Origin of the sequence: Stenotrophomonas sp. SAU14A_NAIMI4_8 (assembly GCF_003086695.1) — a bacterium.
Classification (GTDB): domain Bacteria; phylum Pseudomonadota; class Gammaproteobacteria; order Xanthomonadales; family Xanthomonadaceae; genus Stenotrophomonas.
Window position 1 is genome coordinate 3323547 of the sequence record NZ_CP025999.1, and the last position, 19203, is coordinate 3342749.

Here is a 19203-nt window from a genome sequence, read left to right on the forward strand (position 1 = left end):
TGCTCGCCGCCCTGCCGCGGTCACGCCGGCAGCTTGAAGTCGGCCACCGAACGACGCAGATCGGCGGCCAGCTGTGCCAGGTGGCCGATCGATTCGGCGGTCTGGCCGGCGCCCTGCGAGGTCTGGCCGGTAATCTGCCGGATCACGCCCATGGTGCGGGTGATGTCCGAGGCCGCAGCGGACTGCTGCTGGGCGGCGATCGAGATGTTCTTGATCAGGGTGTTCAGCGCGTTGGACACGCGCTCGATTTCGGTCAGGGCCGTACCGGCGTCTTCGGCCAGGCGCGCACCGGATACCACTTCAGCGGTGGTCTGTTCCATCGAGGTGACCGCTTCGTTGGTATCGGCCTGAATGGCCTGCACCAGGTTTTCGATGCGTCGGGTCGCGCCCGAGGTACGTTCTGCCAGGCGCTGCACTTCGTCGGCCACGACCGCGAAACCGCGGCCGGCTTCACCGGCCGACGCAGCCTGCACGGCGGCATTCAACGCCAGGATGTTGGTCTGTTCGGAAATGTCGTTGATCAGTTCCACGATCGAGCCGATTTCCTGCGACGACTCGCCCAGGCGCTTGATGCGCTTGGACGTTTCCTGGATCTGGTCGCGGATCTGGTCCATGCCCTGGATGGTTTCGCGCACCACGCCGGCACCTTCGGCGGCGATCACCACCGAGCGCTGTGCCACGTCGGCCGACTCGGCCGAGTTGCGCGACACCTGCTCGATGCTGGCAGCGATTTCGCCAATGCGGTCCGAGGCCGAGGTGATCTGGTTGGCCTGGTGGCCGGCCGCTTCGGCCAGCTGCATGGCCGTGGCCTGGGTTTCCTGGGTGGACACGGCCACCTTGGCCGAGGTGTCGTTGATGGTGGTCACCAGGTGGCGCAGTTCATCCACGGCGTAGTTGATTGCGTCTGCAATCGCGCCGGTCATGTCCTCGGTCACCGACGCCTTCACGGTCAGGTCGCCCTCACCGAGCGAACTGATTTCGTCCAGCAGCCGCATGATCGCCTGCTGGTTGCGGCTGTTGAACTCCACCTGGGTCTGGTAGCGCAGTTCCTGTTCACGCGAACGGCTGCGCACGTTGGTGGAGACGAAGCCGATGATCGCGATCAGCGACAGCGCACCGGATACCACGCCGATCCAGAAATTCGGGAACAGGCGGGTGTCGGACACCGAGCCGAACGAGGAGAACGCTTCGAACAGCTTGCGGCTGTCGTCGAGCATGCGCACCGAGCCCTGGCCCAGGGCCGTGGCGGCCGACTGCGCGGCGAACAGCTGGCGCGAGCTGGCCAGGATCGCGTCGGCGTCCTGCTTCATCGCCTCCCACTTCTGCTGCGACTGTTCCAGCGCAGCCACCGCGCCGGCGCCGCGCACAGCGGTGATTCCCAGTTCTTCGTTGCCGTTGCGCAGGCCGTCGAGCACCTGCGAGAACACGGTGATATCGCGGGCCAGCGCATCGCCGGCCGTGGCTGCGCCACTGCCACCGGCGCGCATTTCGGTCACGCGGCGGGCCATGGTGCCGGCCACCACCACCTGCTGCAGGGCGCTGTACACCTGCGAAGCCGGTGCGCCCGAGGCGGACATCGCCCGCACCAGTTCATTCAGCTGCGCCTGCAGGCCCGGCACGGCGCCGGTGAAGTTGTTGGCGTTGCCGGCCAGGGCCAGCACCGCCGGTTCGCTGGCCACCAGCTGGCCGGCCTGCTTGCCCAGCGGCGCCCACGTCTCGGCCAGGGTGCCGATGGCCTTGGACACGCCCGGCTCGCTGCCGTAGCGGCCCTGAAGGGTGGACACGTTCTGTTCGATCGCGTTGCGGGTGGCCTTGAAGGCGGTGAACGCCTGGGCGTTGCCGCCCACGGCATCACGTCCCTGGTTGGCCAGCTGCTGTGACAGCACCTGCAGGTCGGCGGCCTTGGAGCCGGCATCGGCCAGGCGGCTGCCCTGCCAGGTGGCCACACCCGTGTTCAGGCCGAACAGGACCATGGACAGCAACAGCAGGGCCAGCCACAGGTTGCTGCCGCCCAGCCGCAGCTTGCCGGTCTTGGTGGCGTCCGAAGCAGTACTCATCGTTCAACCTCGAGGTTCAATACAGGGGGCGTTGCCCGGCCTCAGGCCGCGGCTTGCCGGAATTCAGGAGTGCGCGACAGCAACGAGAGCGAGAACACGCCCCATTCGTGGCCGTCGGCGTGGAAGGCGCGATCTACGAAGTGGCCATAGCGGCCCTCGGCCAGGCGACCGGCATCGATCTGCTGGGCCAGCTCGAAGCTGCGCTGGCCGAACAGTTCATCGATGGTCAGGGCCACGTCGCCGCCGGCCTGGCGCATGATCAGCACGCGCTGGCCTTCCTGCTGCACGGTGCGCGCACCTTCCAGGAAGTACTTCAGATCGACCACCGGGAACAGGTTGCCGCGCAGGTTGCCCACGCCCAGCAGCCACGGCTGTGCGCATGGCACCGGGGTGACCGGCGGCATCGGCACGATTTCCACCACTTCGCGGAAATCGGACACCAGCCGGCGCTGGCCGACCCGGTAGCCCACGCCGCGCCACAGGTCCTGGGCGAACTGGCGTTCGGGCAGCTGCACCGCATGGGCCAGGCTGCGCCGTTCGTAGGCTTCAAGAATGTCGAAAGGCGAACGCATCAGGCCACCAGTTCGTTGATCCGCGCGATCAGTTCTTCTTCGCGCGGCGGCTTGACGATGTAATCGGCTGCGCCCTGGCGCAGGCCCCAGGCCTTGTCGGTTTCCATCGCCTTGGTGCTGACGATGATCACCGGGATGTGCTTGGTCGCCGCATCACGGGCCATCGCCCGGGTTGCCTGGAAACCACTCATGCCCGGCAGCACCACGTCCATCAGCACCAGCTGCGGCACCTGGTCGCGGACCAGCTGCAGGCCATCTTCGGCGTTGTCCGCTTCCAGCACCTCGTGGCCGGCACGGCGCAGCCACTGGGTGAACACCGCGCGGTCGGTCGGTGAATCCTCGATCAGAACGATACGAGCCATTGTGCCTTTCCCCCCTGGTCAGGCGTTGACGTATGTGCGGATGGCACCCAGCAGTTCTTCACGCGTGAAAGGCTTGGTCAGGTACTGCTCCGAGCCGACGATGCGCCCGCGCGCCTTGTCGAACAGGCCATCCTTGGAGGACAGCATGATGACCGGGGTGGACTTGAACAGCTGGTTGCCCTTGATCAGGGCACAGGTCTGGTAGCCGTCCAGCCGCGGCATCATGATGTCGACGAAGATGATCTGCGGCTGCTGGTCGGCGATCTTGGCCAGTGCTTCGAAGCCATCGGTCGCCGTCACCACCTCGCAGCCTTCGCGCTTGAGCAGTGTTTCCGCGGTCCGGCGGATGGTCTTCGAGTCATCGATGACCATCACCCGGAGTCCTGCGAGTTCCCCGCCCGCAGTCATGTTTTCAGTCATTGCCATTCCCCAAGCGCGCGGCCCTTCTAGGTTGGGTGCCGCTGCGAAAGCGTATCTATATCGCACTTTCCGCGCCCGCTTCAAGGCCGTCCCACCGGGCTTGGCGTGGCGCCCGGCTGAACGTGACCGGTTTGGCAGACATTGCGCAGAACCGGGCCCGGCCGCCGCTTCGGGGACGCAGCGTTGCAGGCCACGGGGCAGGCACGGGGCGGGCGTTGCCGCTACCATCAGCGCCTTGCCTTGAAGGTGCGCCCATGCCGTTGAATGTCATCGTGGTGATGGATCCCATCGCCCACATCAAGATCGCCAAGGACACGACGTTTGCCATGCTGCTGGAAGCCCAGCGCCGTGGCCACGCCCTGCACTACGTGCAGCCGGGCGGGCTGGCCCTGGAAGGCGGCGTGGCCGTGGCCCGTACTGCCCCGCTGCAGGTGCGCGACGATCCGGCCGGCTGGTACGAGCTGGGCGCATTCAGCCGCACCGTGTTCGGCCCCGGCCAGGTGGTGCTGATGCGCAAGGACCCGCCGGTCGATGCCGAATTCATCTACGACACCCAGGTGCTGGACCTGGCCGCCGCCGCCGGCGCCTGCGTGGTGAACAACCCGCAGGGCCTGCGCGACTACAACGAAAAGCTGGCCGCCCTGCTGTTCCCGCAGTGCTGCCCGCCGACCCTGGTCAGCCGCGATGCCAAGGCGCTTAAAGCGTTCGCGCTGGAGCATGGCCAGGCGGTGCTGAAGCCGCTGGACGGCATGGGCGGCCGCTCGATCTTCCGCAGCGGCCAGGGCGATCCCAACCTGAACGTGATTCTGGAAACCCTGACCGATGGCGGCCGCAAGCTGGCGCTGGCCCAGAAGTTCATTCCCGACATCACCGCCGGCGACAAGCGCATCCTGCTGGTCGACGGCGAGCCGGTGGATTACTGCCTGGCGCGCATTCCGCAGGGCGATGAGTTCCGCGGCAACCTGGCCGCCGGTGGTCGTGGCGAAGGCCGCCCGCTGAGCGAACGCGACCGCTGGATCGCTGCCCAGGTGGGCCCGGAAATGAAGCGCCGCGGCATGCGTTTCGTCGGCCTGGACGTGATTGGCGACTACCTGACCGAAGTGAACGTGACCAGCCCGACCTGCGTGCGTGAACTGGATGCGCAGTACGGGCTGAACATCGCCGGCACCCTGTTCGATGCGATCGAGGCCGGCCTGCGCTGATGGAAGCCGTATCCGCCGTGCTGCCCCCGCCGCCGCGCGAAGCACAGCGGCTGGCCGCCACCCTGGCCCTGTCGGTGCTGCTGCACGTGCTGCTGGTCCTGGGCGTGGGCTTTGCGGTGAAGGGGGATGCACCGCTGGTGCCCACCCTGGAAGTGATCTTCAGCCAGACCCGCACGGCACTGACGCCCAAGCAGGCCGATTTCCTGGCCGCCGCCAACCAGGAGGGGGGCGGCGAGCATGACCGCGCCCAGCGCCCGCGCGATAACCAGACCGGCGTGGTGCCGCAGGCGCAGGCGGGCGTGAGCCCGGTGCCGCAGCAGCAGCAATCGGCCGCAGCGGTGCCGCCGCCGCAGGCGCGGGTGGTCAGCAGCCGCAACGGCCAGGACCAGGTGGCGCAGGCGCAGGCCCGCCCCACCCCACTGGAACCGACCCCGGACGCGCCGATGACCGCGCGCGAGCAGCGCGATGCGGAAATGGCCCGGCTGGCTGCCGAGGTCCATCTGCGCTCGGCGCAGTATGCGAAGCGGCCGAACCGCAAGTTCGTTTCGGCCAGCACCCGCGAGTACGCCTACGCCAATTACCTGCGCGCCTGGGTGGACCGGGCCGAGCAGGTCGGCAACCTGAATTATCCCGACGAGGCGCGGCAGCGTCGGCTGGGTGGCCAGGTGGTGATCAGCGTGGGCGTGCGTCGCGACGGCAGCGTGGAAAGCAGCCGCATCCTCAAATCCAGCGGCACGCCGCTGCTGGATGAGGCGGCGCTGCGGGTGGTGAAGCTGGCGCAGCCGTTCCCGGCGTTGCCGAAGACCGATGACGGCGTGGATATCCTGCAGGTAACCCGCACGTGGGTGTTCCTGCCCGGCGGCGAACTGCGCGACGACCGGTAGGTTTTTCTGCCCGGGCCTGCGGCCCGGGACCCGCTGCAGAGCCAGAGCCAGCGCAACAGCAACAGCCAGAGCAGCGGTAGAGAGTCTGGGCTTGGCGGGGCGGTGTGGGCGTGCAGGACACGCCGTGAATCCATCCCTGGAGGCTCGTAGGCGCCATCCATGGCGCCTGCGGTCCTGCAAGCCCACACCGCCCCACCTCTGACAGATCGCGGCGCTTCTTCTCCTCTGGTAGGTGTCGACCTTGGTCGACACGGTGGATCCACGCCATGCGTGGATGCGAGCGAAGCGATCGGCTCTTGACTTTGATTTTGATTTTTCTTTTTTGATTTTCCGTGGCGGACGCGCACGGAAACTGTCAAAGGCCGGGCGGGTGGGTTGCGCAGGGGCGCAGGCGCCATGGATGGCGCCTACGAGCTTACATGGACGTACTTGCAGCGTCCCCTGCGCAACCCACCCGCCCGGCCAAGCACGGCATTGGATTTGCGCGCCACGCCCCCGCCACGAGGGGCTCAGCCGTTGGCTTTCGCCTTCGCCTCGCGGGCGGCCTGCTGCTCGACCAGGGTCAGCGCTACGTTGTCGCGCAGGTACGCCGGTTCAACGCGTTCGGCGGCAATCGCTTCGCCACGCGCGAAGGCGGGGACCGCCAGGGTCAGCACATCGGACGCACGCGGCAATGCCGTTGCATCGAATCCGCGCAAGCCAGCTCCCAGCTGCGCCACCAGCGCCCCGTCGGCAGCAGCGAAACCACTGCCCACACCGTACGCCTGCAGCCCATCCGGCAGCACCACGGCAGCCGGCGCGCACACGCGCTCGGCGTCGCAGGCCACCGGCAGGCCAGCCACGCGCTCGAAGCGTGCGGCGTACACCTCGCCCATCCGTGCATCGATCACCGACAGAATCTGCGCTTCATCGGCCGGCGCGCGCAGCGCCAGCACCTGCAGCGTCGATACCGGCAGCAACGGGCGGTCCAGCGCCAACGCAATGCCCTGCGCAATGGCGATGGCCAGGCGCACACCGGTGAAGGCGCCAGGACCGCGACTGAGCGCGATGCCATCCAGCTGGCGGCGGCTGATGCCCGCCTCGGCCAGCAGTGCCTCGGCCCAGGGCAGGCTCAGCTCGGCATGCCGGCGCGGGGCGATCTCGAAGCGTTCCAGCACCTGCCCATCCACATGCAGGGCAACGGAACAGGCTTCGGTGGCGGTTTCAAAGGCGAGCAGTTTCATCGGGTCAGGTCAGAACAAGGGGAACGTGGCACCGGGGGCCGGCAGTGGGCCCGCAGCAGGCTCGGGCGCCGCTGCGCCCGGCGCCGGCGGGGCAGCGTCCTCGGCCACGGGCGTCCATTGTGGCGCAAAGAAGGCCTGGACATCGGCCAGCGCGCGGGTCTGCCGGAACGGCGGCAGCGAAGACAGGAACACCCGGCCGTAGCCCCGGTTCAGCAGGCGCGGGTCGCACAGCACCAGCACGCCGCGATCGGTCTCGCTGCGGATCAGCCGGCCCACGCCCTGCTTCAACGCGATCACCGCCTGCGGCAACTGCTCGTCGCGGAACGGATTGCCCCCCTGGCTGCGGATCGCTTCCAGGCGGGCCTCGTACACCGGGTCATCGGGGGCGGCGAAGGGGAGCTTGTCGATCACCACCACGCTCAGCGCCTCGCCCACCACATCCACGCCTTCGCGGAAACTGGCCGAGCCCAGCAGCACGCCGTTGCCCGATTCGCGGAAGCGCTGCAGCAGGGTCGCACGCGGTGCCTCGCCCTGCACGAACAAGGGCCACGGCCCATCGCGCAGCGCTTCGGCGGCCTCGCGCAACGCGCGGTGCGACGCAAACAACAGGAACGCCCGGCCCTGCGAAGCGCGCAGCACCGGCTGCAGGGCCTGGATCAAGGCGGTACCGAAGCCCCGCGCGGCTGGATCGGGCAGGCCCTCGGGCAGGTAGCACAGCGCCTGCTCGGGCCAGTTGAACGGACTGGGCTGGACCAGCGTATGCGGATCATCCAGCCCCAGCCGCGTGGCGATATGGTCGAACCCCCCGCCCACGGTCAGCGTGGCCGAGGTGAAGATCCATGCGGCGCGGCTGCGCTCGCGGTGCTCGCGCAACGGGCCGGATACATCCATCGGCGTGCGCTGGCAGCGGAAGCCGCGCGGGGTCAGCTCGTACCAGAGCACATCGGCCGCCGCCGGTGCATCGTTCGGGTCCGCGTCGAAATCGAGCACCGGCTCGTCCTCGCCCAGCCAGCGCGCAAGACGCGAAACCGCTTCACGTGCCCGTGCATGGCAGGCATCCAGGCCCGCCGCAGCATCGCGCAACGGCTGCAGCGTCTGCTCCAGGGCCACCAGGCAGCGCATCACGGTGTCGAAGCCGTCGCGCACCTGCGGCATCGCCAGCGCGCGCCACTGCGTGCCCCGTTGCGGCAACCCTTCCATGGCCAGGCGCAGGGCCAGCAGTGCCTGCTGCAACTGATCGACGCCGTCCTGCAGGCTGGCCTGCGCCCCGCCCACACCGCGCGCTTCGGCCAGACAGTCGCGCCCCAGTTCCTGCCAGGGGCGCATGCCGAAGCCTTCGCCGAAGAACTGCGCAGCCAGTTCAGGCAACTGATGGGCCTCATCAATGACGAAGGCCTGCGCCCCCGGCAGCAGCTCGCCGAAACCATCCTGCTTCAGCGCAAGGTCGGCCAGCAGCAGATGATGGTTGACCACCACCACATCGGCGGCCTGCGCGCGTTGCCGCGCGCGCACCACGAAACAGTCCTCCCAGAACGGGCAGTCGGTGCCCAGGCAGTTGTCCACGGTGGAGGTGACCATGGGCAACAGCGGTGAATCGTCGGCCAGGCCATCCAGCTCGGCGATATCGCCGAATTCCGAGCGACCGGACCAGGCCAGGATGCGCTGGAACTGCGCGGCCTGTTCCGGGCTGGAAAAGCGCGGCTCGCCGCGCGCCTGCTGCAGGCGGTAGCGGCACAGGTAATTGGCACGCCCCTTCAGCAGCGCACTGCGCAGGCCCACGCCCAGCGCCTGGCGCACGCGCGGCAGATCGCGGTGGTAGAGCTGGTCCTGCAGCGCGCGGGTACCGGTGGAAATGATGGTGCGCAGCCCGGACAGCAGCACCGGCACCAGATAGGCGAAGGTCTTGCCGGTGCCGGTACCGGCCTCGGCCAGCAGCAGATCGCGCTGCTGCAGCGCATCGGCGATGGCCTCGGTCAGGCGCAGCTGCGCAGGGCGCGGCACGAACGCATCCAGGTGCGAGGCGAGCGCGCCGCCGTCGCTGAGGGCCTCGCGGCTGGCGTGGACAAGGTCGGACATCAGAGGGAAAGGATACCGGGCCGGGCGCTGCCCGGCACCCGTTTCAAGCCAGGGCAACGGCAACAGCAACGACGTGCGTTCATGGCTCAGGGTTTCACCGAGGGATGGCGGGGGGCTGTGGATTTGCGGGGACGCCGTAAACCCGTCCATGGGGGCTTGGTCGCCGCATCCATGCGGCTCACACCCCGCAAACCCACAGCCCCCCGCCCTCGACGGGTTCCTGGTGACGGACGGACAGGCTTCGTAGAGTCAAGCTTGCTCGACTGGATCCAGTAGCGGTGTGAGTAACGGAACAAGAAGGGGTCGGATCCGTTTTCCTGCGGAAAACGGATCCGACCCCCTGGCGAGTGCGCGCAGCGCGCGACCCGCTTTTGATTCTGATTTTGTTCTTGCCTGCGGCCCGCGCAATGTGTGGCGGGCCGGGTGGGTGGGGCGTGCAGGACCGCAGGCGCCATGGATGGCGCCTACGAGCCCCCATGGTGAAGTGACCCCCGGGAGTTGGACACCTAATCCGACCCCGAGGTTTGCATGAATAGATATGAGGTTTGTTTCAAATTGCAGGTCGCCGAAGAGGCCTGTAACACCTTCCGGTACTACAACGAGAATCGTATCCGCTTGAAACTAAAGGGCTTGAGCCCCGTACAGTACCGGGAGCAGGCCGCGCTGGCCGCCTGATCCCCCACCTGTCCAACTTCAGGGGGTCACTTCATGGATGGGTTTACGGCGTGTCCTGCACGCCCCACCCACCCGGCCCATCACGACCCACCATCGGTGAGCGCGCGCCGCAGAGGGGGCAGCGCCCGATGGAGGGGAATGACTCAGTACCGCTTGATCCCCGGCACGGTGCAGCCTTCCAGCTGCGCATGCGCCGATACCGCGTTTTCCTTCTCGCCACGCGCCAGCCGTGCCTGTTCGATGGTCGCCCAGTGGCGCCGGCACAGCGGCCCGGTCTTCGAACCCAGGTCCACCGCCTTGCGCGCGAACGCCTCAGCCTCGCCCCACTGGCCCTGCAGCAACGCGATCTCGGCACGTTCCTGCAGCACCGACGGGTCGCCGGCCACGATCTGCAGCGCTTGGTCCAGGCTGCCGGCCGCAGCGGCCAGATCATTGCCCTGGCGCTGTGCCAACGCCGCCTGGCGCAGGTCTTCCACCTGCGAATCACGCAGCGGCTGCACCGACAGTTCCTTGTCGTCCGGGCCCGCAGCCGCATCAACGGCGGCCAGGCGCTGTGCCGGGGTGGTGGTGTCCACCGGCTTGACCACCTGCGGCGCACTGCTCATGCAGGCCGCCAGGGCAAGGCTGAGGGTGGCCACGGCCACCGGCGCATACAGGGTTCGAAGGTTCATCGGCATCACCGGCTGGGGGAAGGGGTCGTGGCGGCCGGGGCAGCGGCCGGTTCGGCGGGCGGATCGGGCTTGCGGTCCAGGCCGAACCAGCTGCGCCAGCCGCCACCTTCGCTTTCGCCGCCCTGCTCTTCGGGCACGCTGGCCGGCGCACAGGGCGCGTAAGCCGGGGCATAGCCCACCACGAACGGGAAACGACGCGCGCCGGGGCAGCCTTCATCGGTGCTGTTGGTGCCGGTGGCGGCCACCGGCTGCCAGTCCAGACCCTTGTTGCTGACCTTCAGCGGGGCACTGGGCAGGCGCTGGAAGATGCCCGACCACACCCGCATGGCGCCGGTGGCACCGTACAGGCCGGCCTGCTCGTTCTTGTCGTTGCCCATCCAGATCACCGCCAGGTGGTCACCGGTGTAACCGGCATACCAGCTGTCGCGGCCATCGTTGGTGGTGCCGGTCTTGCCGGCCGGCTGCAGGCGGCCCAGGCCATCGGCATTCAGGCGCTGCGCGGTGCCGCTGGCCACCACCTGCTGCAGGCCGATGCTGATCAGGTTGGCGGCAATCGAATCGCCTTCCTGCGCCGGCGCCGGGGTCTTGTCATAGCGCTTGAGCAGCTTGCCCTGTGGGTCCAGCACGCCACGCACGGCGTGCAGCGGCTGGATCTCGCCACCCGAAGCCAGGAACTGGTACAGCTGGGCCATGGCGTAGGGGCTCTGGTCGGTCGAGCCCAGGATGACCGCCGGGTTGGCCTCGGCCTTCAGGCCGGCCAGCACGTGGATCAGCTGGGTCACCCGCTCCGGCCCCACCTGCATGCCCACGCGCACCGTGGCCTGGTTGTAGGAATGGGCCAGCGCGTCGATCAGGCGCACCGTGCCATGGCTGCGGTTGTCAGCGTTGCCGGGGCTCCAGTTGCGGCCACGGCCCAGCTGCACCGTCACCGGTGAATCATCCACCCAGGTCGCCAGCGAATAGCGGTCCGGCTGGGCCAGCGCCAGCAGATAGACGAACGGCTTCAGCAACGAACCCACCGGACGCTGTGCCTCGATGGCACGGTTGAAGCCGACCTCGGACACCTCGCGGCTGCCGATCACGGCCAGCACGTCGCCGTTGTGCACGTCGGTCAGCACCATGCCGGCCTGCAGTTCCGGGCGGCGCTTGCTTTCCAGCGACTTGATGGTGCGCGTCACTGCGCCCTCGGCATAGGCCTGGGCCGACGGTGACATGCCGGTCATCACGCTCAGCCCGGCGCCCTGCAGGGCGGCTTCGGGGTAATCGTGGCCCAGCTGGCGGCGCACCAGATCCACGTACGCCGGGAAGCGGTTGGCCGCCACCAGGCCGGGCGTCTTCGGCACGCCCAGCGGCGCCTTCAGCGCACGCTGGTACTCGGCATCGTCGATCAGCGCCGCCTCGTGCAGCTTGCCCAGCACGAAGTTGCGGCGGTCCAGCGCGCGTTCCGGGTTGCGACGCGGGTCGTAGTACGACGGCCCCTTCACCAGACCGATCAGCAGCGCGACCTGTTCGGTTTCCAGCGACGACAGATCGCGGCCGAACCAGAATTCCGCGCCCGAGGACATGCCGTGGATCGCCTGGCTGCCGCGCTGGCCCAGGTACACCTGGTTCAGGTAGGCCTCGAAGATGGTGCGCTTGTCGTAGCGCGCTTCCATGATGAGCGCGTACAGCACTTCATTGAACTTGCGGGTGACGGTCTGTTCCTTGCCGATGCCCAGCAGGCCGCTGCGGGCCAGCTGCTGGGTAAGCGTGGAAGCACCCTGGCGGCTCTGCCCGCCGGAACGGATCGTGACCCACACGGCGCGGGCAATGCCGGAAAGATCGATGCCGTGGTGGCGGTTGAAGTCCTTGTCCTCCACCGCCTGCAGGCCGGTCACCAGCAGGTCGGGCGCTTCATCCATGCGCACCAGGCGCCGCTCTTCCTGCTTCTGCCCGTACAGGGTGGCGATTCGCGCCGGATCCAGGCGCGCGGCCTTCAGTGCCTTGCGGCTGTCGGCGTCGCGCAGGGAGGCGATGCTGCCGCCGGACAGGGTCAGTTCCACCCGGCGCGGCGCCACCCGGCCATCCACATCGTTGTAGCCGCGGCTGGAAATGGTGAAGCGACCGCCCTGCACCGCGTAGGTGGCCGGCTCCTTGCCCTGGCCGTCATCGCGGTAGGCCGAGGCCGCCAGTTCGGTCTTCAGGGTGGCCGCGTCCATCGCCTTGCCGGGCACCACGACCAGCGGGCGCGCATAGACCCGCGTCGGAATCTGCCAGCGCAGTTCACCGAAACGCTGGGTCACCTGTTGGTTCAGGTACAGCGTGTACGGAATCAGGAAGCCCAGGCCCAGCGCGAAGGCGGCCATGCTCCAGGTGATCAGGCGGCTGCGCCAGGAGGGGCCGTCACCGGTCGGGGTGTCGTCGTCGAGATCGTCGATGTCGTCGGAATCGTAGCGTCGGGGCACGGGAATGCGACAATGTAGGGTCTGGCGAGTCTACCCCAGCCGCTGTGGCTGGCGAATTCCCGCCGATTCCCTGCTTAAGCTGGAGTTGTTACCGGATGGCGATGTCCCTGGCCGAATGGCGCTACCTGCTGAACCGCCTGACCGGCCTGGCGCAGCGCAGCCTGGCCAGTCTGCGTACCCGCGGCTGGCGGGCCACCTGGCAGCGCATCCGCGTGCACACCCAGCGCGCCGTGCCGGCACCGCGCACGCCCCTGTACCTGCCCGCGGCGCAGGCCTTCGCGCCGTTCAGCGTTCCCAGCAGCGATGCGCCGCAGGTCAGCATCGTCATTCCCGTCTACAACCATGTGCAGCACACGCTGGCCTGCCTGCGCGCACTAGCGGCGCACCCACCGGCGGTGCCCTGCGAGATCCTGGTGGTCGATGACGGCAGCAGCGACCAGACCACGCAGTGGATGCCCCGCATCAGCGGCCTGCGCTACGAAGTGCGCGCGCAGAACGGCGGCTTCATCGAAGCCTGCAACGACGGCGTGTCGCGTGCGCGCGGCGACCATGTGGTGCTGCTGAACAACGACACGGTGCCGCAGCCCGGCTGGCTGGACGCACTGCTGGACACCTTCCACAGCGTGCCTGACGCGGGCCTGGTGGGCAGCCAGCTGCTCTACCCGGATGGCCGCCTGCAGGAATCGGGCGGGGTGATCTTCCGCGACGGCAGTGGCTGGAGCTACGGCCGTTTCGAAGCCGCCGACGATCCGCGCTACGCCAGCCTGCGCGATGTCGACTACTGTTCGGGTGCCGCGCTGATGCTGCCGCGCGCCCTGTGGCAGCAGCTGGGCGGCTTCGATACCCGCTACAAGCCGGCCTACTACGAAGACACCGACCTGGCCTTCCGCGTGCGTGCGCAGGGCCTGCGCGTGCTGGTGCAACCGGCCAGCCGCGTGGTGCATGACGAAGGCACCAGCAACGGCACCGACACCGGCAGCGGGGTGAAGGCCTACCAGGTGCGCAACCAGGGCATTTTTGCCAGCAAGTGGGCCGCTGAACTGGCCACGCACCCGGCGGTGGGCGAGGTGCCCTCGCCGGCCCTGCTGCTGCGCGGTCGCCGCCAGGTGCTGATCCTGGATGAGGAAGTGCCCCGCCCCGAGCGCGATTCCGGCTCGCTGCGGCAGATGAACCTGATCCGCCTGCTGCTGCAGGGCGGCGCCCACGTGGTGTTCGTACCGACCCGCCGCGAGCATGCCGGCGAGGCCACCGAAGCCCTGCAGCGGATGGGCGTGGAAGTCTGGTATGCACCGTTCCTGGACGGCGTGGCCGGCTGGCTGCGTACCCACGGCGCACGATTCGATGTGGTGATGCTGGTGCGCCACCACGTCGCCAACGCCTGCCTGCCGCTGGTCAAGCGCTACGCGCCGCAGGCACGCACCGTGTTCGACACGGTCGATCTGCACTACCTGCGCGAACGCCGCGGTGCCGAAGTGGCCGGTGATGCCGGCCTGTTGCGCAACGCCGAACGCACCCGCGCCAGCGAACTGGCGGTGATGGACCAGTGTGACGTGACGGTGCTGGTCAGCGCCGCCGAGCGCGAGCAGCTGCAGGCCGATGCGCCGCAGGTGCAGGTCGAATTGATTTCCAACCTGCACGAAGTCGCAGGTGCCGGCGCGCCCTGGGCCCAGCGCCACGATCTGGTGTTCGTGGGCGGGTTCGGCCATCCGCCGAACCTGGATGCGATGGCGTGGTTCATCGGTGACGTGTTTGCCATTCTGCGCGCGCGGTTGCCGCAGGTGCAGCTGCACGTGATCGGTGCCGGCGCCCCGGACAGCCTGAAGGCGCTGGCGGCCACCCAGCCGGGCGTGCAGATGCACGGCTTCGTCGAAGACATCACCCCGTACATGGACGGCGCGCGCATCGCCATCGCGCCGCTGCGCTTCGGCGCCGGGGTGAAGGGCAAGATCAACCTGAGCATGGCCCACGGCCAGCCCGTGGTCGGCACCACCTGCGCGGTGGAAGGCATGCACCTGCAGGCCGGTCGCGACGTGCTGGTGGCCGACACCGCCGAAGCCTTTGCCGACGCCGTCGCGCGCCTGTACCAGGACCCGCAGCTGTGGCAGCAGTTGTCCGACGCGGGGCTGGACAATGTCGCCCGGCATTTTTCGCTGGATGCCGCACGCGCCACCGTGCAGCGCGTGTTCTTCCGCTAGTCCGCCTGGCCACCGGCCTGGCGCAGCCGCTGTTCGAAGGCGGCCAGTTCAGGCAGGTCCGGTTGCAGCCGCCGCACCTGCTCGACCGCGCCGGCAGCGAACTGCACATCGCCGCGCCCCAGGCGTTCGCTGCCGATCGCCAGCCAGCGCTGGGCCAAGCGCACCCGCGCGCCGGGCAAGGCCGATGCGGTGGGCGCCAGGGTCTGCCACGCCTGCAGGCAGGCCCCGGCAGCCTGCACGCGGTTCTGCCGCAGGTTGTCGTCGAAGCAGCGCTGGCTGGCCGGCAGCAGCCGTGCCGCCGCCGCTCGCACCCGGGGGTCGCGCGGCGCCAGTGACTGCGCCTCGCGCAATGCATCGTAGGCACTGTGCCCCGGCGGGCTGATCCACTGCTGCGCACGTTCAGCGCGTTCGATCCGGGCCAGATGCCCACGCAGCAGTCGCTCGCGCTGCGCACGCCCCTGCCCCGGCAGCTGCAGCGCCTGTTCGGCCTGGCGGGCGCGCTGCACGCGTTGCAGGTCCTGCTGCAGGGCCAGTGGCGAAGCGCCCAGCGCGGTGGCCAGGCCGCGATCATGTTCGGCGGCCTGGAACTGGAAATCTTCGGCATGGCGCTGGCTTCGCAGCAGCAGCGCCTGCAGGGTCTGCTCGCGGCCACGGATCGCCGCAGCATCATCAGCGGTCACCGCCAGCACGGCCAGGAATCCCTCGGCAGCGGCATCCAGCTGATGCCGCTGCAGCGCACGCTGGGCCTGCCGCAGGCGTTGTTCGGTGGCCTGGGCCAGTGCCTCCTGGGTGGCTGGCAGGTCCGAATGCCCGGGATCGAAACGGCGCGCCCGCTGCACGGTCTCCGACGCGGCGGCCAACGCGCCCTGCCCGGCCTGCACGCGCGCTTCCTGCAACAGATCGCTCAGCGCGTCTTCGCGCCCTTCCAGCGCCGACAGATTGTCCGGCTGCAAGGCCAACACCCGCTGGAACAGCGGCAGCGCGCTGTTTTCTCCCTCGTCCAGGCGCCCCGCCGCGAAGGCATTGCGGGCCTGCGCCAGCAGCGCGCCGACGCCGGCCCCGGCACGCCGCCGCGCCAGCAGCTGCTGCGCCACGGCATCGGTCTGTGCCTGTGGCACCTGCAGTTCGCGGGCCAGCGCCAGCCGCTGCGCACAGCCGTCCAGATCACCAGCCTGCAGTCGCTCGCGGGCCTGCTGCAAGGCGGCCGCACCGGTCTGCGCCAGCCCCTGGCGCGCCAACGGGCGGTCGCCATCGAGTGCCAACACCGCTTGGTAGCGCTCGCGTGCACCGCTGCCGTCGGCCGCTGTCAGGCGTCCGGCAGCCAGCGCGCGGTCGCCCTCGGCCAGCAACTGCTCGATCTGCGAATCATCCCAGAACCAGTCGGCCAACGGCCTGCGTACCAGCACCAGCAGCAGGAACACCGCTACTGCGGCGAGCAGCGCCCAGCGCCACACCCGGCGTGCATGCCGGGCCTGCAGCCACCACCAGCGGCCCTCGCGACGGACACGGTCCAGCGCCGGGTGCGCCGTGCCGTGTGCGGGGTGCGGGGGCTCGCGTTCCATGCGTGCAGGGTAGCCGGGGCAGCGTGAAGCTCAGCCCAGACGACGCGCCTCGCTCACGCCCGGCAGCGCATCCAGCTTGCCCAGCAGATTGGACAGCTGACCATAGTCGGTCACCTTCAGGCGCAGCCGCAGATGCGCGCGGCCGCTGTTGCGCACGTTGTCGCTGTGGATATCCAGCACGTAGGCATCTTCCTGCGCGATCAGGTTGGTGATGTCCTTCAGCAGCCAGCGGCGGTCCACCGCATCGACCACCACGTCCACCTCGTAGCCACCGCCGGCCTGGCCCCATTCCACCGGCAGGATCCGCTGCGGACTGGTCGCGGCCAGTCGGGCCAGCGCCGCGCAGTCGGCGCGGTGCACGGTCACGCCACGGCTGCGGGTCAGGTAACCGACGATGGGTTCGCCGGCCACCGGCTGGCAGCAGCGCGCCAGCTGCACCAGCAGGTTGCCCACGCCCTGCACGGTGAACTTGGATTTTCCCAGGTTTTCCCGGCGCGCGGTCGGCCGCGGCAGGGCCGGCGCCGGGGCCGGCTGGCTGGCCGCACGTTCGGCTTCCAGCAATGCACGGCTGACCTGGTTGGGCCCGGTATCGCCCAGCGCCACCTGGATGTACAGATCATCCACGCTGTCGGCATGGAATTTCTTCGCCGCGCCGGCCAGGTCGGCATGCTGCAGGCCCAGCCGCTTCAGTTCGCGTTCCAGCAGCTCGCGCCCGGCATGCACGTTGCGCGCCCGGTCCAGCTTGTGGAACCAGCTGCGCACCTTTTCGCGCGAGCGGTTGCTGGCCAGGAAGCCCAGCGCGGGCATCAGCCAGTCACGGCGCGGGTCGGCCTCCTTGCCGGTGAGGATCTCGACACGGTCACCGCTGCGCAGCCGGTAGGTCAGCGGCACGATGCGCCCGTTGACCTTCGCGCCACGGCAGCGGTGCCCGACCATGGTGTGCACTTGGTAGGCGAAATCCAGCGGCGTGGCGCCCTGCGGCAGGTCCAGCACTTCATCCTTCGGGCTGAGCGCATAGACCCGGTCTTCGGTCAATTCGGCATCCAGCGCCCCGGCCAGTTCATTGCCCTGGCCGTCCTGCGCCTGCTCCAGCAACTGGCGCATCCAGGTGATCTTGCGGTCGAAGGCCTTTTCCGCACCCTTGCCGCCTTCCTTGTACTTCCAGTGCGCGGCCACGCCCAGTTCGGCCTGGGCGTGCATGTCGTGGGTGCGGATCTGCACTTCGATCGTGCGCCCTTCCGGGCCGACCACGGCGGTATGCAGCGAACGGTAGTCGTTGGCCTTGGGCCGGGCGATGTAATCGTCGAACTCGCTGGGCACCGGTGCCCACAGCGCGTGCACCACGCCCAGCGCGGCGTAGCAGGCGGCCACGTCGTCCACCATCACCCGCACCGCGCGGATGTCGTACAACTGGTCGAAGGCCAGCCGCTTCTTCTGCATCTTCCGCCAGATGCTGTAGATGTGCTTCGGGCGGCCGCTGACTTCGGCCTGCAGGCCCTGCGCCGCCAGTTCGCGCGACAGCACCTTCTTCACGTTTTCCACGTAGCGCTCGCGGGCGATACGGGTCTCGTCCACCTCGCGCGCAATGCGGCGGTAGGTGTCCGGCTCCAGATGGCGGAACGCCAGGTCTTCCAGTTCCCACTTCAACTGCCAGATGCCCAGCCGGTTGGCCAGCGGCGCATGGATGTCGCGGGTCAGCTGGGCCAGCGCACGGCGCTGCGGTTCGTCCAGCTTGTCGGCCGCGCGCATGCGCGCCAGTTGCCGGGCCAGCAGGATCGGCACCACCCGCAGGTCGCGGATGATGGCCAGCAGCAGACGGCGCAGGCCTTCGCTGTTGCGGCCCGCTTCGCGGCCGGCGTGCAGCGCCCAGACCGGATCGGCCGCGTCCTGGCCGTCCAGCAGACCGGCCACGGCCGTTGCATGGTTGCCCAGCGGCAATGCGTCCAGGTGCTCGCGCAGGGCCGGCAGATCGAACAACAGCGCGGCCAGCACCACGCTCTCATCCGAAGTGAGCATGGCCAGCGCATCCAGGGTGTCACCCAGCACCGACCAGTTCGCGCGCATGGACGGCTCTGCGTCCGCGCCCGGCCATCGCTCGCGCAGGGCCTGGCGCAGCGGGGCCGGCAGCACCGCTGCCGAAGGTCGGTTCAACAAGGCATCCAGGCCGGGGACGGAAGCGCGGTTCACAGCATCGAACGTTGGACAATGAGTCCACTACACTAGCGCCAGCACCGTTCAGGAACAATCGCCGCGCTGCGCATGACCGGGCATGAACACATGCCGTTACACTCGCGGTCATCCAAAACGAGAGTCCCGCCCATGGTTTCCCGCCCTCTTCCCCGTGCACGGCTGCATCTGTTGGCCAGCGCTGCGCTGCTGCTGGCCCTGTCCACCCCTGCGCTGGCCCAGCGCGTGGTGGAAGGCGACCTGCAGCAGCAGATGAGCCCGGCCGAGTTCCAGGCCGCCGGCCTGGACAAGCTGTCCGCCACCGAACTGGCGTCGCTGAACCGCTGGCTGCAGGGCAAGGTGGAGGCGGCCACCACCCAGGCCGTGGCCGCCGTGCGCGAAGAGGCCCGCGAGGAAGGCCGCCAGGAAGTGATCGTGAAGAACCGTGGGTTCTTCGATTTCGGCAGCAAGGAGCCGATCAACGCGATCCTGCAGGGCGAGTTCCGTGGCTTCGGCAAGGGCCGGGTCTACGCGCTGGACAACGGCCAGCAGTGGGAACAGATCGATGCCAGCAGCGTGAGCGGCGTGCGCAAGCAGAACCCGAACGTCAGCATCAGCCCCGGCATGATGGGCGTGTGGTACATGAAGGTCGAAGGCGTGAACACCCAGCCCAAGGTGCGCCGTACCAAGTAAC

15 protein-coding genes are annotated in these 19203 nt (G+C 68.8%); 5 read left to right on the forward strand and 10 right to left on the reverse strand.

The features are described from left to right. Positions 1 to 20: 20 nt before the first annotated feature. Genes C1930_RS15185 through pilG form a run of 4 tightly spaced genes read right to left on the reverse strand, consistent with a single transcriptional unit; the run spans position 21 to position 3411 of the window. Positions 21 to 2057 carry a methyl-accepting chemotaxis protein gene (locus tag C1930_RS15185; RefSeq protein ID WP_108750814.1) on the reverse strand — a complete coding sequence of 679 codons (2037 nt, stop codon included), beginning with the start codon at positions 2055 to 2057 and terminating at the stop codon, positions 21 to 23. A gap of 41 nt (positions 2058 to 2098) precedes the next feature. Then, on the reverse strand, positions 2099 to 2629 hold the full coding sequence (locus C1930_RS15190) for a chemotaxis protein CheW (protein WP_108750815.1): 531 nt from the start codon (positions 2627 to 2629) through the stop codon (positions 2099 to 2101). Next, positions 2629 to 2991, reverse strand: coding sequence for a response regulator (locus tag C1930_RS15195; RefSeq protein ID WP_108756949.1), 363 nt, complete (start codon positions 2989 to 2991; stop codon positions 2629 to 2631). The genes C1930_RS15190 and C1930_RS15195 overlap by 1 nt, the downstream gene beginning before the upstream one ends. 18 nt (positions 2992 to 3009) lie before the next feature. Continuing rightward, entirely contained in the window at positions 3010 to 3411 is a 402-nt protein-coding gene (gene pilG / locus C1930_RS15200; RefSeq protein WP_042614342.1) for a twitching motility response regulator PilG, read from the reverse strand. A 254-nt stretch (positions 3412 to 3665) separates the two neighbouring features. Between pilG and gshB the strand changes: the two genes are divergently transcribed. Further along, positions 3666 to 4613, forward strand: a complete 948-nt coding sequence (gene gshB, locus C1930_RS15205) for a glutathione synthase (protein ID WP_108753894.1) — start codon at positions 3666 to 3668, stop codon at positions 4611 to 4613. Then, on the forward strand, positions 4613 to 5497 hold the full coding sequence (locus tag C1930_RS15210) for an energy transducer TonB (protein WP_108772099.1): 885 nt from the start codon (positions 4613 to 4615) through the stop codon (positions 5495 to 5497). Before gshB ends, C1930_RS15210 begins: the two co-directional genes overlap by 1 nt. Positions 5498 to 6006: 509 nt before the next feature. On the opposite strand, the gene tsaB is transcribed toward C1930_RS15210, so the two are convergent. Next, on the reverse strand, positions 6007 to 6720 hold the full coding sequence (tsaB, locus tag C1930_RS15215; RefSeq protein ID WP_108772100.1) for a tRNA (adenosine(37)-N6)-threonylcarbamoyltransferase complex dimerization subunit type 1 TsaB: 714 nt from the start codon (positions 6718 to 6720) through the stop codon (positions 6007 to 6009). A 9-nt stretch (positions 6721 to 6729) separates the two neighbouring features. Further along, positions 6730 to 8796, reverse strand: coding sequence for an ATP-dependent DNA helicase (locus C1930_RS15220; RefSeq protein WP_108772101.1), 2067 nt, complete (start codon positions 8794 to 8796; stop codon positions 6730 to 6732). 555 nt (positions 8797 to 9351) lie between these two features. Here C1930_RS15220 and C1930_RS20455 point away from each other — a divergent pair. Next, on the forward strand, positions 9352 to 9471 hold the full coding sequence (locus C1930_RS20455; protein WP_267895996.1) for an IS3 family transposase: 120 nt from the start codon (positions 9352 to 9354) through the stop codon (positions 9469 to 9471). Positions 9472 to 9614: 143 nt separating this feature from the next. Here C1930_RS20455 and C1930_RS15230 read toward each other — a convergent pair whose 3' ends face one another. Both C1930_RS15230 and mrcB read right to left on the reverse strand, forming a co-directional pair. Further along, positions 9615 to 10148 (reverse strand): hypothetical protein, encoded by a 534-nt coding sequence (locus C1930_RS15230; protein ID WP_108772102.1) that lies wholly within the window; start codon positions 10146 to 10148, stop codon positions 9615 to 9617. Further along, positions 10148 to 12586, reverse strand: coding sequence for a penicillin-binding protein 1B (gene mrcB / locus C1930_RS15235; protein WP_108756955.1), 2439 nt, complete (start codon positions 12584 to 12586; stop codon positions 10148 to 10150). The genes C1930_RS15230 and mrcB overlap by 1 nt, the downstream gene beginning before the upstream one ends. A gap of 95 nt (positions 12587 to 12681) precedes the next feature. Here mrcB and C1930_RS15240 point away from each other — a divergent pair, with 95 nt between their 5' ends. Further along, positions 12682 to 14781, forward strand: coding sequence for a glycosyltransferase (locus C1930_RS15240; protein ID WP_108772103.1), 2100 nt, complete (start codon positions 12682 to 12684; stop codon positions 14779 to 14781). Here the strand turns inward: C1930_RS15240 and C1930_RS15245 are convergent. Both C1930_RS15245 and C1930_RS15250 read right to left on the reverse strand, forming a co-directional pair. Then, positions 14778 to 16343, reverse strand: coding sequence for a hypothetical protein (locus C1930_RS15245; protein WP_108772104.1), 1566 nt, complete (start codon positions 16341 to 16343; stop codon positions 14778 to 14780). The genes C1930_RS15240 and C1930_RS15245 overlap by 4 nt on opposite strands. Positions 16344 to 16373: 30 nt before the next feature. Next, entirely contained in the window at positions 16374 to 18530 is a 2157-nt protein-coding gene (locus C1930_RS15250) for a bifunctional (p)ppGpp synthetase/guanosine-3',5'-bis(diphosphate) 3'-pyrophosphohydrolase (protein WP_108772105.1), read from the reverse strand. 132 nt (positions 18531 to 18662) lie between these two features. Between C1930_RS15250 and C1930_RS15255 the strand changes: the two genes are divergently transcribed. Then, complete coding sequence (locus C1930_RS15255; protein ID WP_108772106.1) at positions 18663 to 19202, forward strand: hypothetical protein; 540 nt, start codon at positions 18663 to 18665, stop codon at positions 19200 to 19202. Position 19203 lies beyond the last annotated feature (1 nt).

Bases quoted from the DNA above. Each gene is read 5' to 3' on its own strand.
- C1930_RS15185 (WP_108750814.1), bottom strand. From the start codon at position 2,057: ATGAGTACTGCTTCGGACGCCACCAAGACCGGCAAGCTGCGGCTGGGC.
- C1930_RS15190 (WP_108750815.1), bottom strand. From the start codon at position 2,629: ATGCGTTCGCCTTTCGACATTCTTGAAGCCTACGAACGGCGCAGCCTG.
- C1930_RS15195 (WP_108756949.1), bottom strand. From the start codon at position 2,991: ATGGCTCGTATCGTTCTGATCGAGGATTCACCGACCGACCGCGCGGTG.
- pilG (WP_042614342.1), bottom strand. From the start codon at position 3,411: ATGACTGAAAACATGACTGCGGGCGGGGAACTCGCAGGACTCCGGGTG.
- gshB (WP_108753894.1), top strand. From the start codon at position 3,666: ATGCCGTTGAATGTCATCGTGGTGATGGATCCCATCGCCCACATCAAG.
- C1930_RS15210 (WP_108772099.1), top strand. From the start codon at position 4,613: ATGGAAGCCGTATCCGCCGTGCTGCCCCCGCCGCCGCGCGAAGCACAG.
- tsaB (WP_108772100.1), bottom strand. From the start codon at position 6,720: ATGAAACTGCTCGCCTTTGAAACCGCCACCGAAGCCTGTTCCGTTGCC.
- C1930_RS15220 (WP_108772101.1), bottom strand. From the start codon at position 8,796: ATGTCCGACCTTGTCCACGCCAGCCGCGAGGCCCTCAGCGACGGCGGC.
- C1930_RS15230 (WP_108772102.1), bottom strand. From the start codon at position 10,148: ATGCCGATGAACCTTCGAACCCTGTATGCGCCGGTGGCCGTGGCCACC.
- C1930_RS15240 (WP_108772103.1), top strand. From the start codon at position 12,682: ATGGCGATGTCCCTGGCCGAATGGCGCTACCTGCTGAACCGCCTGACC.
- C1930_RS15245 (WP_108772104.1), bottom strand. From the start codon at position 16,343: ATGGAACGCGAGCCCCCGCACCCCGCACACGGCACGGCGCACCCGGCG.
- C1930_RS15255 (WP_108772106.1), top strand. From the start codon at position 18,663: ATGGTTTCCCGCCCTCTTCCCCGTGCACGGCTGCATCTGTTGGCCAGC.